This window comes from Moorena sp. SIO4E2, from assembly GCF_010671945.1.
In the GTDB taxonomy this organism is placed as follows: domain Bacteria; phylum Cyanobacteriota; class Cyanobacteriia; order Cyanobacteriales; family Coleofasciculaceae; genus Moorena; species Moorena producens.
This window is the reverse complement of record NZ_JAAHIE010000013.1, coordinates 1-14,131: the sequence shown is the minus strand read 5'-3', so window position 1 is coordinate 14,131 and position 14,131 is coordinate 1. Positions and strand designations below refer to the sequence as shown.

The 14,131-nt window shown below is 43.7% G+C and carries 10 protein-coding genes, 1 tRNA gene and 2 pseudogenes; 7 read left to right on the top strand and 6 right to left on the bottom strand.

The genetic code is table 11. The annotated features are described in order from the left end of the window. On the bottom strand, positions 1-1,197 hold a 1,197-nt coding region (locus F6K37_RS02715; protein ID WP_287248010.1), incomplete at its 3' end, for a Clp protease N-terminal domain-containing protein. A 140-nt stretch (positions 1,198-1,337) separates the two neighbouring features. Then, on the bottom strand, positions 1,338-1,931 hold the full coding sequence (gene rimI, locus F6K37_RS02710; RefSeq protein WP_287248008.1) for a ribosomal protein S18-alanine N-acetyltransferase: 594 nt from the start codon (positions 1,929-1,931) through the stop codon (positions 1,338-1,340). A 73-nt stretch (positions 1,932-2,004) separates the two neighbouring features. Between rimI and lysA the strand changes: the two genes are divergently transcribed. From lysA to uppS, 3 genes are all read left to right on the top strand, one after another. Continuing rightward, positions 2,005-3,426 carry a diaminopimelate decarboxylase gene (lysA, locus tag F6K37_RS02705; protein WP_008179941.1) on the top strand — a complete coding sequence of 474 codons (1,422 nt, stop codon included), beginning with the start codon at positions 2,005-2,007 and terminating at the stop codon, positions 3,424-3,426. A 183-nt stretch (positions 3,427-3,609) separates the two neighbouring features. Next, complete coding sequence (gene cdaA, locus F6K37_RS02700; protein ID WP_008179944.1) at positions 3,610-4,530, top strand: diadenylate cyclase CdaA; 921 nt, start codon at positions 3,610-3,612, stop codon at positions 4,528-4,530. Further along, a complete protein-coding gene (gene uppS / locus F6K37_RS02695; protein ID WP_044492301.1) occupies positions 4,527-5,276 on the top strand; it encodes an undecaprenyl pyrophosphate synthase in 750 nt (249 codons plus the stop codon). Before cdaA ends, uppS begins: the two co-directional genes overlap by 4 nt. A gap of 45 nt (positions 5,277-5,321) precedes the next feature. Here uppS and F6K37_RS45320 read toward each other — a convergent pair. Next, a pseudogene (locus tag F6K37_RS45320) lies at positions 5,322-6,584 on the bottom strand (RNA-guided endonuclease InsQ/TnpB family protein). A 602-nt stretch (positions 6,585-7,186) separates the two neighbouring features. Between F6K37_RS45320 and F6K37_RS02680 the strand changes: the two are divergent. Continuing rightward, complete coding sequence (locus F6K37_RS02680) at positions 7,187-8,530, top strand: lamin tail domain-containing protein (protein ID WP_008184302.1); 1,344 nt, start codon at positions 7,187-7,189, stop codon at positions 8,528-8,530. A gap of 154 nt (positions 8,531-8,684) precedes the next feature. On the opposite strand, the gene F6K37_RS02675 is transcribed toward F6K37_RS02680, so the two are convergent. Continuing rightward, the gene (locus tag F6K37_RS02675; protein WP_287248001.1) at positions 8,685-9,953 is read right to left on the bottom strand and encodes a serine/threonine-protein kinase; all 1,269 of its coding nucleotides are present in this window, start codon (positions 9,951-9,953) and stop codon (positions 8,685-8,687) included. A 417-nt stretch (positions 9,954-10,370) separates the two neighbouring features. Between F6K37_RS02675 and F6K37_RS02670 the strand changes: the two genes are divergently transcribed. From F6K37_RS02670 to F6K37_RS02660, 3 genes are all read left to right on the top strand, one after another. Then, positions 10,371-12,527, top strand: coding sequence for a serine/threonine-protein kinase (locus F6K37_RS02670; protein WP_287247999.1), 2,157 nt, complete (start codon positions 10,371-10,373; stop codon positions 12,525-12,527). 245 nt (positions 12,528-12,772) lie between these two features. Then, positions 12,773-12,844: transfer RNA gene (locus F6K37_RS02665), tRNA-Asn, on the top strand. A 409-nt stretch (positions 12,845-13,253) separates the two neighbouring features. Then, complete coding sequence (locus tag F6K37_RS02660) at positions 13,254-13,685, top strand: NUDIX domain-containing protein (RefSeq protein ID WP_044493200.1); 432 nt, start codon at positions 13,254-13,256, stop codon at positions 13,683-13,685. A gap of 12 nt (positions 13,686-13,697) precedes the next feature. Here F6K37_RS02660 and F6K37_RS02655 read toward each other — a convergent pair whose 3' ends face one another. Both F6K37_RS02655 and F6K37_RS45315 read right to left on the bottom strand, forming a co-directional pair. Next, positions 13,698-13,877 (bottom strand): hypothetical protein, encoded by a 180-nt coding sequence (locus F6K37_RS02655; protein ID WP_287247995.1) that lies wholly within the window; start codon positions 13,875-13,877, stop codon positions 13,698-13,700. A 102-nt stretch (positions 13,878-13,979) separates the two neighbouring features. Then, positions 13,980-14,131 (bottom strand): annotated as a pseudogene (locus F6K37_RS45315) (dihydropteroate synthase); the annotation flags it as partial.

The window sequence follows — 14,131 nt, the reverse complement described above, 5'->3', positions numbered from 1 at the left end:
GCTTCCTGCTTCATCGATCAGGTCAATGGCCTTATCTGGCAGGTAACGGTCGGAAATATAACGGTCTGAGAGGTTTGCTGCTGCTTCGAGAGCCTCATCGGAAATTTTCAATTTGTGGTGTTGCTCGTAGCGCTCCCGCAAGCCGTATAGAATCTCAATAGTTTCTTCTACTGACGGTTCACCGACCATTACTGGTTGGAAACGACGTTCTAGGGCTGCATCCCGCTCAATGTGTTTGCGGTACTCATCCAAAGTTGTCGCTCCAATGCACTGCAATTCTCCCCTTGCTAAGGCTGGTTTGAGGATATTTGCCGCATCAATTGCCCCTTCAGCTGCACCTGCACCAATCAGGGTATGAACCTCGTCAATCACCAGGATTACGTTAGATGCCTGACGAATTTCATCCATAATTTTTTTCAGGCGTTCTTCAAACTCACCCCGGTATTTGGTTCCAGCAACCAGTAAGCCAATATCGAGGGTAACGACTCGCTTTTCTTCCAAAATGTCTGGAACATCATTGTTAGCGATTCGTTGGGCTAAGCCTTCTGCGATCGCAGTTTTCCCTACCCCTGGTTCTCCGATCAATACTGGGTTATTCTTGGTACGGCGTCCCAATATCTGGATTACCCGTTCTATTTCCTTTTCCCGTCCTACTACTGGATCTAGCTTGCCTTCACTAGCCATTTGGGTTAGGTTTGAGCCAAACTCATCGAGAGTAGGAGTCTTTGTACGACCTTGAGATGCTCCTGCTGTGACTTCCGCCGTTTCACCCAACATTCGGATAACTTGGGTTCTGACTTTAGACAGGTCTACTCCTAGGTTTTCCAAAACCCTAGCCGCTACGCCTTCTCCCTCCCGTATTAGCCCAAGTAGCAGATGTTCTGTACCAATGTAGTTATGGCCTAGCTGGCGAGCTTCTTCTAGGGATAGCTCCAGAACCCGCTTTGCTCTGGGGGTAAAGGGGATTTCGACAGCAACGAAGCCGGAACCCCTGCCAATAATTTTCTCAACTTCAATCCGAGCGTCTTTGAGATTTACGCCCATAGATTTGAGGACCTTGGCAGCTACGCCAGTTCCTTCTCCAATCAAACCCAGGAGGATTTGCTCTGTGCCTACGAAATTATGACCTAGGCGACGTGCTTCTTCCTGAGCCAGCATGATCACCTTAATGGCTTTTTCTGTAAAGCGTTCAAACATGGCGTATTCCCATCACCTGTTGCATGCCCGTGTAAGCTGATTCTAGCACAGGTAAATCAGCCCACCGTTGATTTTTACACAACTTGCAGCAATTGAAACAGTTATTTACTTACTTCCCAGCCATTTCTAGTGATTAGCCATTAACCAATTTCCAGGTCAATCGCAGCCAAGCGCTGTTTAATTTCCTCGTAACAATCGGCCATTATTTTCTCAAATTCAGGGGTTTTCAGACCCCCTCGCCATAGAATCAGAGCATCCTCCCCAGTGTCTTTGTAATAATTTCTACGTCGTCCAGCTTTAGTGAAGCCGAACTTTTGGTAAAGAGCCAGTGCTGCTTGATTAGATGGTTTCACCTCTAAGGTTGCCCACTTTAAATTACGCTGTTTAGCTTCCTTTAGCAAGGAATAAAGCAATAATTGACCCAAACCTTGACGTTGGTAGTCAGGATGCACTGCCAGAATGATAATATGGGCTTCCTCCAAAATTGACCAAAAACAACCTAAGCCTACCAGCCAATTGGGTAATGAGGTGATGGGAACACCTGTGCCTTCAAGCAAAGTTGGTTTTTTGCCCCCTTTTGGAGGAGCTTCCAAAGCCAACAACTGACTGTTGGGGCTATCCAACTCTCGCTCGTAACCCGACCGAGTCCAAAGTCCACCAAAACACAGCTGATCTAGTGCCACTGCGGCACTTAGGTGCTCTGCTTTGAGGGGTTTAAGTTTTAAGACAGTCACAGCCTTCAATTGTACACTGATTAACGAGACGCAAGTTCCAACTGTAAAGCAAAATCAGGAAAATAATTACATAATGCTATCGACTCAACCCATTGAGGTTCACAATTCAGGGCTTCAGTATCTCAATTCATCTATCACTCCAGACCCAAACAATGGTGGGTCAAACCCCTCACCAAATCAGAAACTGCTACCTCTAACCGCCAAAGTCAACAGCCGTGACTGCTTGGAAATTGGTGGTTGCGATGTGACGACTCTAGTCGAGCAATTTGGCTCCCCCCTTTACATTGTGGACGAAGTAACCTTTAGAACTGCTTGTCATCAGTATCGGGAAGCCTTTGCTAACTACTACCCCGGAGAATCCCTGGTTCTCTACGCTTCTAAAGCTTGGAATTGTTTAGCAATTTGTGCGATCGCAAACTCTGAAAGCCTCGGAATCGATGTGGTTTCTGGTGGTGAACTCTACACTGCTCTACAAGCTGGTGTTAGTGCTGACAAACTCTATTTCCATGGCAATAATAAATCTACCAGTGAACTGGAGCTAGCTACCGAGATTTGCTGCACCATCGTAGTGGATAACTGGCTGGAGTTAAAAGCCCTGGCTTCTTTACCACAAGAGAATATCCGGATCATGATTCGCTTGACCCCAGGGATCGAGTGTCACACCCACGATTACATCCGCACTGGTCACCTAGACAGTAAGTTTGGCTTTGATCCCGATACCTGGGATCAAGTTTTTACCTTTATCAGCCAACACCCAACCCTCAACTTTGTTGGTTTACACGCCCACATTGGCTCTCAGATTTTTGAGAGGCAACCCCATCAAGATCTGGCGAAAGTGCTAGTGGAGTGTATTGTTAAAGCGGCTGACTACGATTTGCCAGTACAAGAGATAAATGTAGGAGGAGGCTTAGGGATTTGTTATCTAGAATCCGATGACCCCCCTAGTATTGATGATTGGGTCAAGGGAGTCTGTGACTCCGTTGTTGCTGCTTGCACTTCTCGGCAACTCGTCCTACCGAAACTGCTATCGGAACCCGGGCGTTCCATTGTTGGTCCAGCCTGTGTCACCGCCTACACTTTGGGTAGTTCTAAAGTCATCCCCGAAATCCGGACTTACTTGACAGTTGATGGAGGTATGTCAGATAATCCGCGTCCCATTACCTACCAATCCGTTTATCGCTCTGTCGTTGCCAACCGGATGTCAGCTCCCCTGACCGAAAAAATCACAATTGCTGGTAAACATTGTGAATCAGGGGACATTCTGATTAAAGATGCCACCCTACCTCAAACTCAGCCAGGAGATATTTTGGTGGTAATGGCTACTGGTGCCTACAATTACAGCATGGCATCTAATTACAATCGGTTACCCAGACCAGCAGCAGTTTTAGTCAAGGACGGAGAAGCCCAAGTGATTGTGCAGCGGGAAACTTACCAAGATTTAATTCGCCTAGATCGTTTGCCCGAACGACTCAGACCCAGAGCAGAAATTAGCTAAAAGCTAAAAGCTAAAAGCTAAAAGCTATTGGTTGTTGGTTGTTGGTGGTTGACTTTTGGGTAACCGCCAATCATTAACCATTAACCATTAACCATTAACTTTTTAAGAGCTAATCACTTGGCTGACGCTAAAATCAAGCCAGTTCGACTCCATCTCCATCCTTAATTCTTTCCTGAACGTTCAATGCCTCCGTTGCCGGGTCCTGTTACTGACCATAGCTGGGCTCAGTCATTGTTGCTTCACAGCATCGATGTTGGGTTGGTTCTAGCCCTTACTTATCTTGTGCTCCTCATCATTGGGGAGCGCCGCACATTATGGATGGTTCGAGGGCTAATTGTCCTGATGTTAGCCGCAGCAGTAAGTAATAGGTTAGGGTTGACGCTATTGAGTTTTGTGCTAGAAAAGTTGGTGGTTGGCTCAGCTGTGGCAATGGCTGTCATCTTCCAATCAGAGTTTCGTCGATTTCTTGAACAGTTAGGTAGAGGAGAGATTGTGCAGTTGTTTCAAGGACAACGACGTCCCACTCCTAAGCCTGACAGTGTAATCAATGAAATCGTAGACGCGGTCAAAGAGTTGTCTCAAAATCGAGTTGGCGCTTTGATAACTTTAGAAACTAATGGTCCAATTGATGAGCGGGATGTTTCTGTACCGGGTGTTCAGCTAAATGCTGAAATTTCTAAAGAACTACTGCAAACCATTTTCCAAACAACTACGTTGTTACACGATGGAGCGGTATTAATTCGTGGCTCTCGGGTTGTAGCTGCGGGGGTAATTTTGCCTCTTTCTGAGCGCACAGCCTCTCGGAAGCTGGGGACCCGCCATCGGGCTGCGATGGGAATTACAGAACGTGTCGAAAATTGCCTTTGTATTGTTGTATCTGAAGAGACGGGTTCAATTTCTTTGGCGGAAAAAGGAGGATTGTACCGACCACTAACTAGCACAAAACTCAAACAATTGCTAGAGGAACGATTTTCCCCAGTCGTGGATCGTGAGGTAGTTGCTCCAGGTCTACGCAACCTAGGTCGCCAATTCAAGTCCCAGGGACGGGTGCTAGTTTCACGTTTCCTCCGTCTTCCATCATCAACGTCTCAAGAGAAAAAATAACTGCTATGCAAACTATCCTAAACAAATTACCAAGCGACCTTTCACCAGACCGTTTGCCTAGGCATGTGGCAGTGATTATGGATGGCAATGGTCGCTGGGCAAAACGCCGAGGACTACCTCGGGTTATAGGACATCGGCAAGGGGTGGAGGCTCTCAAAAAACTACTTCGTTGTTGTGATGATTGGGGAATCAAAGCCCTGACCGCCTATGCATTTTCTACAGAAAACTGGGGACGCCCCTTAGAAGAGGTGGAGTTTCTGATGACCTTGTTTGAGCGGGTTTTGGCTAGAGAACTTCAAGAAATGATGGAGGAGAATGTTCGGATTCAGTTTGTGGGAAATTTGACCGCCTTACCGCAATCGTTGCAAGCACAAATTGAGCACTCTATGAATGAAACTCTCAATAATACTGGCATTCAGTTTACTGTGGCTACTAACTACGGAGCACGCCAGGAAATTATACAAGCCTGTCGAGCCATTGCTACTCAGGTACAGCTTGGTCACATCCAACCAGATGACATTGACGAAGCCCTATTTTCACGCCATCTCTACACTGCCAATGTCTGTGACCCAGACTTGCTAATTCGCACTAGTGGGGAAATGCGCTTGAGCAATTTCCTGCTTTGGCAAATGGCTTATGGGGAACTTTACATCACAGATACCCTATGGCCGGATTTTGACCGTGGACAGTTTCACCGTGCTTTGTCTACTTATCAGCAGCGCGAACGTCGGTTTGGAAAAGTCTAAGATTGACACTCCCTCACTAAATCACGCGATTATAGTGAGGGATTCTTAAGAGCATAAAACTCTTAATGGCTGAGCCAAACAGCCTCTAAACCCTCCAATAAAATCATCAGGCTTACTTGTATGTTTACGAATTATGTTTAATGCTCCGTTGCAATCGGCGTTGATCAGCCAACCTTTACTAGTCCGGTATAATCCACGCTTTATTCTTTTCCCACTGAATGTGTAACTTTTGGGGTTATCAGCATTCCATACAGGCAATTCATCTTTATCCAAGCTAGATGCTTTACTGGTGTAAGATTCCTCCTGTTCGATCAACTCAATCCCATACCGTTGACAGAGGCTTTCCAGCTTGTCTTTGAACATATAAATCGGAATTTGGGTGAATTTTTGATTGTTTCGCTTGCCCATATTGACCCTCTGTTTTAGGTCAGGGTTGTACCCGATAACAATCTTGCTGATTTTGTTCTGTCTGCACCAACTTACAACATATCTAGCGGCTTTTTTGGTAAAATCTCTGATTTTGTGATTACGTTTTCTTAATAGCCTAGCCTGTCGATTGGTTAAGGTTTTAATACCTTGCAAGTCCTTAATAGACTGAAGTTTGGCGTTGCGTTTGTTATAGAACTGATTCTCAGACTTGATTCTTTTACCGTCAATAATAAATGACTTCTGAGTAGTACTAACACACGTAGCAAAATTATCAAGCCCCAAATCTATTCCTAAGACCTCACCAGTTTGCTCAACTTGGGTTTCAGGGTCATCCTCATAGCAATAGCAAACATCGAAGTACCTAGCGTTCTACTTAGGAAGAACTCGGATTTCTTTAACTGTTTTAGATCTAAGCCTTTCTGGAATAGTAAACTGAACTATTCCATAGTCTTTTTTGAACTGGCGAGACATAGGGACAGTAAATACCCAGTTTTTTTCCGGCAGTTTACTCCAGTCACGCTTCCTTATAGGGATAACAAGAATGAAGTACCCGTCTTTGGGAAGGTAATTTGGAATCTTGACTTTTTTCTGGTAACCGACCTTAGATTTAAGTTTGATCAGACCAAAGAAAGACTTAAAGGATCTATCAACAATCTTTAAGGTCTGTTGAGCAATATCAGTCGGCAATAATTTGTAGTTTTCATTATCTTTTGAGTGGTGATAATTACTTTCGTATCGTAGATGTTTCCGTTCTTGAAAAAAGTATTGACGGACATTATAAAGTCCCACATTGAACATATTTTTGCTCAAGTGACACATCTGCCTGAGAGGATCAGACTGTTGCTTGTCCAAACGAAGATTATTAACTTGAGTTATCATTCAGTATTCCCGCTCCCGACACTACTATTATAGCGGGAATCTACAGAACACGCAACAGATCCAGTCTCCAATTCCCAAGGGTCAGAAGTTACCCCAGCGAGCAATCCCTCGCTGGGGCAGCCTTTATGGTTGGGAGGCTTGGCTGAAAAGGGTTAAAACTTTGAGGCGCGACCCATGGCGAATTTAATTATTGGTATCGACAGCACTTTGGAGAATCTCCCTTGGCCAAGCGTCGGGCTATTTTTCAGACTACAAAAATTGACATATAAACTGCATGAACTTTTATCGGCATAAGGGATTCAAACTCAACAGCCTAGGCAGTGCCTACCAAAGCGCTTTGCAAGCTTGATTATCTGTCTGGTGCACTGCCCACCCTACATGAACCAAGCTTATTGATAATGGTGCAAGATTTGAGTATAATTACAAATCAGATTTGAAACTACCCCGCAGGAGCAAGAAAAAAGTACCCTCAAGGGTACTGTCTCCTGAAAATAGTGAGCCTAGGATAGATTTATTGACCGTTGACCGTTGACCGTCAATCATTTAACTTGGCATAGATATCCTCAACAACCTTTAGATCATTTGACTTAAAAAATAGAGACATGAGCGAAACCAATATTTATCAACAAATTTGGGAAAGTGACGAAAACCAATTCTCGGTTAGCACTCGCACTAGCTCCGGAGAATGGGAAGACGAAACTGCTGACATTCTATTAGATGAGCAGGTCAAAGCTAGCGGTCAACGTGAAATCGACTTAGCTACCCGACCCTTATTCTATAAAGTTAATGAAGACAAATTGTTCGATGAAACCCGCACCTATAGCAGTTTCATTAAACTCTTAGATAACTACGCCATCCGCTCTCTTGACCCAGAATTTACTCCTGAGGAAGAAGAACATGAGCAATTAGATTTTATTTCTCTGATTCTCTCTACCAAACCGATCCAACTTGCCCGAAACTATATTAACGAAGAGTTAGGTGAAAATCTTTCGGAGCAGCAATTTAGAATCAAGCTACAGCGAATCTGGTTTGAACACTACACCAATTACTACAAGGGCAAATCAACTCACTTCGCTTCTGGCTTTGAGCATGTATTTGTTGGGGAAGGAAAATACAATATCCGCTCTGGAGATAAACGAGAAACTCTTGGCACCATTTCTGGTTACCATTCATGGGTAAAATTCTACCTAGATGAAAAAAATCAGCGAGTAAATTTTCTCGGCTACAAGTATGACTTACGAGGGAATGAAGGACCGAATAATCCCAACGTTGTCACGTTACAAATGAACCAAAACGTGACTGATATGGGAGGCAATGTTATTGCTAAATTGTTCAAGAAGAAAGGGGGATTTTTTGTTGGACCAAGCCCTGAATGTGAAATCGCGATCGCAACCGTTGCCTATTATGAAAGTATCTATGGCAAAATTCGTGACAAGCGTCGAATTACTATCAATGATGCCACTTACGATTTAGTCCTCTACCGCAGTACCAATCCCAATGGTAGCCGTGGCGAGTTTATTCGTTCCTTCTTTCCCATCTTCCTGAGCAAGGATGGCACAAAAGAACCGGATATGGATCGTCCAGTAGTTGTGCCAGTAGATGATATCATCAAGAATGATGGTGCTGTGATAATCGTAGCCGCATTACCTAATCCAGAAGGCTCCGATGAAGGCGGAAGCGAATGGGTTGAGTTGAAGAATGTGACCAGTGAAGCCATTGACCTCACTGGCTGGGAGATGGCAGATAAACTAGGTCGTCCCCAACTCCTGAGTGGGATTCTTCAGCCCTTAGAAGTTAAGCGCTTCCCAATCACCCGTTTAACTCAATCCTCAATGCAGTTGAGCAATAAATCAGGATTGATCACAGTACGCGATCGCTCCTCCAACCAGATAGCAACAGTTAAATACTCTCGTGCTCGTTCTGGTCACATCTTTCAATTTAATTAGTCATCTCGAGTCAGGTTAATCACTTACTATTTAGGTTCATCGATAATTGTTAATTGTTAATTGTTAATTGTTAATTTTCAATTTCAATTTCAATTATCGATTTTCAATTGACGAAAAACCCAGAATGATAAGTATTCAACCAGACAGGATCGGACTACTTATGTACAGAGCCATCAGGCATAGTTGCGCCCTTGAGGTTAATGCCCTGGCGCTTAGCCCTCCTGATGTCAAAGTTAGCGTCCTTGAGGTTAGCCCCGCCCAGGTTAGCACCATGCAAGCGAGCACCGTTTAGGTTAGCCCCCTCTAGGTTAGCTCCCCACAGGTTAGCCCCCCTAAGGTTAGCTCTCCACAGGTTAGCCCCCTCTAGGTCGGCACCACTAAGATTCGCCCCCTCCAGCTTAGCTTGCTTGAGGTTCTTATCCTGTAGGTTGATATTTGGGAGATTGCAGCCTGGGCATTCTCCACTGGTTAGCAACTGTCTGGCTGGACTGGTGAGCCAGGCATAGGTTATAGCCGATGAAGAAGCAGCCACAAGGCTGAGGGTGGCAAGTTTTACTACTGCCTTTGTTGGTTGTATAGCCCGCAACAGTGTTTTTAGAGGAGTGACATCATTCACTACATCAATCGGCTTCAGGGCTTTTAGGGCAGTTGCTGCATCGGGATAGCGATGTTTGAGGTTAGGTGCCACCATTTTGTCGAGCCAATGAATAAACTGAGGATTTAACTTGGGCAACAGTGGTTTGAAATTAATCCGATAATTATCATCAACTAAGGTGTTGATTTCGCTAGATTTTGTCCCTGTCAGCAAGCAAATCAGGGTTGTCCCTAAGCTATACAGATCAGATGCTTTGGTCAATTGCCGATTAAACATCTGCTCTGGTGGCATAAACCCTACACTACCTTTAACAACGCTACTGAGGGTCACATCCCCACCTGCTATCCGGGCAAAACCGAAATCTACTAGATACACCTTCAAGTTACCCTGTCTATCAACCAAAATATTTTCTGGTTTAATATCTCGATGAATCACAGGAGGTTGCCGCCGTTGCAAGTAAACCAAGACTTCCAAAACAGCGATCGCAATTTGCTTAACTTCTTCTGGTGTCCAGTGGTAATCTTCCGCGAGGGAAGGTGCTGGTTTATATTCTTGGACTAAGCAAAATCCAGTGGGAGTGTCAAAAGAATCGATATAGCGAGGAATGCTAGGATGATTGAGCTGCTGCAGGAGTTTAATTTCTCGTTCATAAGTGTCATATTCTGCCCAGCTAGTGCCTAATTGGGAAAACTGCAACTGCTTAATCACAACATTTTGCTGAGTCTCCAGTTGTGTCGCCAGGTAGGTGACTCTACCCCCAGCGTGATTTTGTCCTAACTCTTGTTTAATTTCATAGCCCTGGGGGCTAAAGTCTAGATCCTTGCTCATAGTGCTAATTTCAACTTTCCATGTTTGAGAAGCGGATATGATGACCACCGAAGAACACACATCTAATATCTATCCTGGCATATAGTTTTTATACCCAGTTGCTTTCTGTTGTAGCAAATGAGGACAAAATCGGGAGGGGGGAGAGGGGTGAAGAGTGGAAGCTTTGGGGTTGTCAACAATTGTCAGATCATCCCGCAACGGGAGTAAGGCCGATCATTACAATGGCTGATCACTGATAGCTGATTTAATATATATGATTTAATATAGCTGATTTAATATAGCTGATTGCTTACATCCGATTTCCTACCGGGTGACACTACAGCAAATCCAATTACTTCTGTAAACCACTAATTCCGGAAACACTGTTGGTTTCTTGAAAAAAACTAAATAGAAGTGATTCTGGTAGGAAAAAATTCTTTGAAAATTAATCCAAATCATTCCCTATGGGGAAAGCTCCTAAATGGGCGTTATAAAATCATTGAATCTCTAAGTGCTGGGGCATTTGGCAAAACCTATATCGCAGAGGATACCAGACAACAGGGCCATCCCCGCTATGTGATTAAGTATCTTCAGCCCAAAAGCGATGATCCTCAAAAATGGCAATTTCTTAAGCGTCTCTGGCTCAATGAAGCTCAAACCTTGATCAAACTGGGTAGCCATAACCAAATTCCTCGTCTAGTTGATTATTTTGAAGATCACCACGGATTTTACTTAGTTCAAAAGTTAATTATCGGAGAAACTCTTAGTACTGAACTGCCGATCAGCCAAAACAGTAATAAACGCTTTAGGGAAAACCAGTGCATTGAACTATTACAAGATGTTTTAGGCATCCTAGAATTTATTCACCGCCAAGGGATAATTCATAGGGACCTCAAACCCAATAACCTAATCAGACGAGGGTCAGACCGTAGGCTAGTTTTGATTGACTTTGGTGCTGCTGAGCTGATTAATTCAAAGTCAATCAAACTCCATCTGACCAAGATCCCATCGTCTGATCCATCCAGCACAATTCGTCCCTTCGCCTACATACCCCCAGAGCAACTTGCTGGTCAATCCTTTCCTAACAGTGACATTTATTCCCTAGGAATGATTGCGATTCACGCCCTCACAGGCATGACCCCAATGCAATTGGCTGACCCTGAGACTGGTGAGATTGATTGGCGAAAACATGTATCGGTTAGCGATAAAATGGCGTTTGTACTCAACCATATGGTGTCTTACAACAGCGAAGCACGCTATCAGTCAGCAACTGATGCCTTAATCGTACTTAAGACACTGATGTGTACTCAAAGTCCTGAGTTAAAAGTATCTATTGCTAAGTCTGACTCAGAACTGATAACGGAGCACTCACCACTCAGTATCAAGTTTAGTGACAATGACACTCTTGAATTAAACGTGCTAGATACTCAGTCTGACTCAATGGTTACCATTGAACACTCAGCACTGACTAGGGAGTCTAGCTCACAACAATTAAAACAGGCAACGCCATTGTCTGACTCAGGAGTCAAAAATGAGCAGAAAACACTCCTGGAAAAACACTCAAAAAGTAGTAATAACGAATCAAAATTTATTATTCAAGAATCAAAAAGTAGTAATAACGAATCAATAAATAACACTAAAGAATCAAAAAATATTAATAATAACTTAGCACTTAGCACTGATGAGCCGCCATTAGATTGGAAAGTGTATGTCCGTGAATTCGCCCTGTATAGCTGGCCAAAATTGCCACCTTTACTGAAAGGAATCGGAGTGGGAGCAGCAAGCTCCAATGCTATAGCCATTTTAATCGGACTTTATGCTTTACTGAATGCTTCTGCGTCTCGTTCTGAATTTGATATTCTACAAAAGGCAATCAAACACTATCAAGCCGGTGATTTGGAGGAAGCGATCGCACTAGCAGAATCGATTCCTAGCGATAGCCTGATCTATGAACAATCCCTAAATACGGTTCAACAGTGGCAGCAACAATGGCAAAGTGCTGAAGCTCTGTTTAAGGCTACAGAGCAAGCCTTTGATCAAGGAAGATGGTCAGATGTGCTTGAGGGATACGATAAAATGCCCTCAATTGGCTTTTGGCAAAAGAAGATGGAGCCATTAGTCAAGAAGGCAAAACCTCGCCTTGAGGCAGAAGCCCAAGGGTTATTAAAGCAAGCCTACAAACAAGCATTAGCCCAAGAGTTTACCAATGCGATCGCACTACTCGAACAAATCCATCCAGAAACCCGCACCGGTGCTAAAGTCCAACCAAAGCTGAAGGAATATCAGCAAAAGCAACAGATTCGAGCAGAGTACTTGTTACAAGAAGCCTATGAACAAGGAGGACAGGGTAACTTTATTAAAGCGCTAGTGTATTTGTCTCAAATCCCTAAAGAAACCCCCACCTACCAGAAAGCGAGAATCAAGATAGCTGAGTATTCCCGTAAGCAGCATTTAAAGGAAGAAGTGGAACGACAAGCTGCATTAGCTAGAGCAGTGTTAGAAAAACAAAGGCAATCAGGGGTTAACCAAAAACCGTTGCTTAACGTCAACATTGAATCAAGCCCTTCCCTACTCAACCCTGGGCTACAGTGGTAAGAAGTCAACCATTAGGAAGTATTGTTGACTACTTACTGTTGACTACTTACTGTTGACTACTTACTGTTGACTACTTACTGGCTCATAGTTAGCTGACTAAATACTGTTAACTAGTTTGCGCGAACTGTAACCTATACTCAAAACTCCCGACACAACAGTGATTTCAAAAAAATTTGCGAAAGTACTTGCCAGACTTTGTACTTTATGATTATAATCAGTAGATGTGAAGAGCAATTGTTTGGCAATCCTCAGTAGCTCAGCGGTAGAGCGGTCGGCTGTTAACCGATTGGTCGCAAGTTCGAATCTTGCCTGGGGAGTTTAAATTTTCAATATAACACCTCCTGATAGCCTGGAAGTTATTCAAGGTCTAGAGAGTTAGCGTATCAGACTTCCCCTGAAATGCCTTGCCAGTGGATACAAGATTTTTCACTAAGGGGTGGTTCATTGTTGCTCAACCGGACGATAAGCGCGTTTGGGCATGGTAGATTATTGGGACAATCAAGTTTTATACAGGAAATAGCTTCGACCTGATCCCTGAAATTGACATAATCGTGATTTACTGGCCACTAGCCCAGAAATCACGATTAGTGATTGGTGATATCAGATGGTGATCCTTAAAGATTGAAAACTGCGCTCACCTATGCCAAGTAGGTCTGTGAACAAAAAATTCGACAAAACAAGCTAAGCAATGGGATTCCAAAGAAAATCATAAATGGAGGGCTATCTGTGCAGGGGCAGTTTCCTTTGACTACGGTAGGGGCACTTGCCTTAACTACAAGTGGACGAATTTTGATTGTGAAAACCACTAAATGGCGGGGTCAATGGGGTGTACCAGGAGGTAAAGTAGAATGGGGTGAAACCCTCGAAGAGGCACTGCTCAGAGAGTTTCGGGAAGAAGTTGGTCTAGATTTAACTCAGGTACGCTTTGGGTTGCTACAGGAAGCAGTGTTGGACTCACAGTTTGTGCGAGAAGCCCATTTCATCATGGTTAATTACTATGCCTTTTCTGCCAGGGAAACCATCACTCCCAACGAAGAAATTGAGCAATGGGTATGGGTGACTCCCCAAAAAGCTCTGGAGTATCCTCTCAATAGCTACACTCGCCTGTTAATTGAGGAGTATCTGGAAAATAAAATTTATAATCACTATGATATATAACTTTTCTCATAGCTATGAGGTACAGAGATTTTTTTTCTTATTACCTATTCCCTGCTCCGTTCGCGTTTGGCCTACGGCCAAACGCGAACGCGCAGCGTCGGCAAAGCCTAAAGCGTGGCTCACGGCCTTAGCTACCCGATCCGCTGTTCCGGTGATCCGCTGTTTCCTAAAACCCGGAAATTTGTAGCTCACTCGTGAAGAGAATTTCTATATATTATATATTATATAATATAGTAATATTTTAACAATTAAAAATCAAATAATTTAAAAAAAATGTTACATAAAAACAAATATTTAAAATAAACTAAGAGTATCTAAAACAGCTTTAATCTTAGGAACTTCATGAGTTCTAAACAAATCGGTTTTTCCTAATGCTGCTAGCACTGCAAAAAAAGGTTCAGCACTTCTGAATTCTTCTCCAAAACATTCAAAAGCATGGGGGAGGG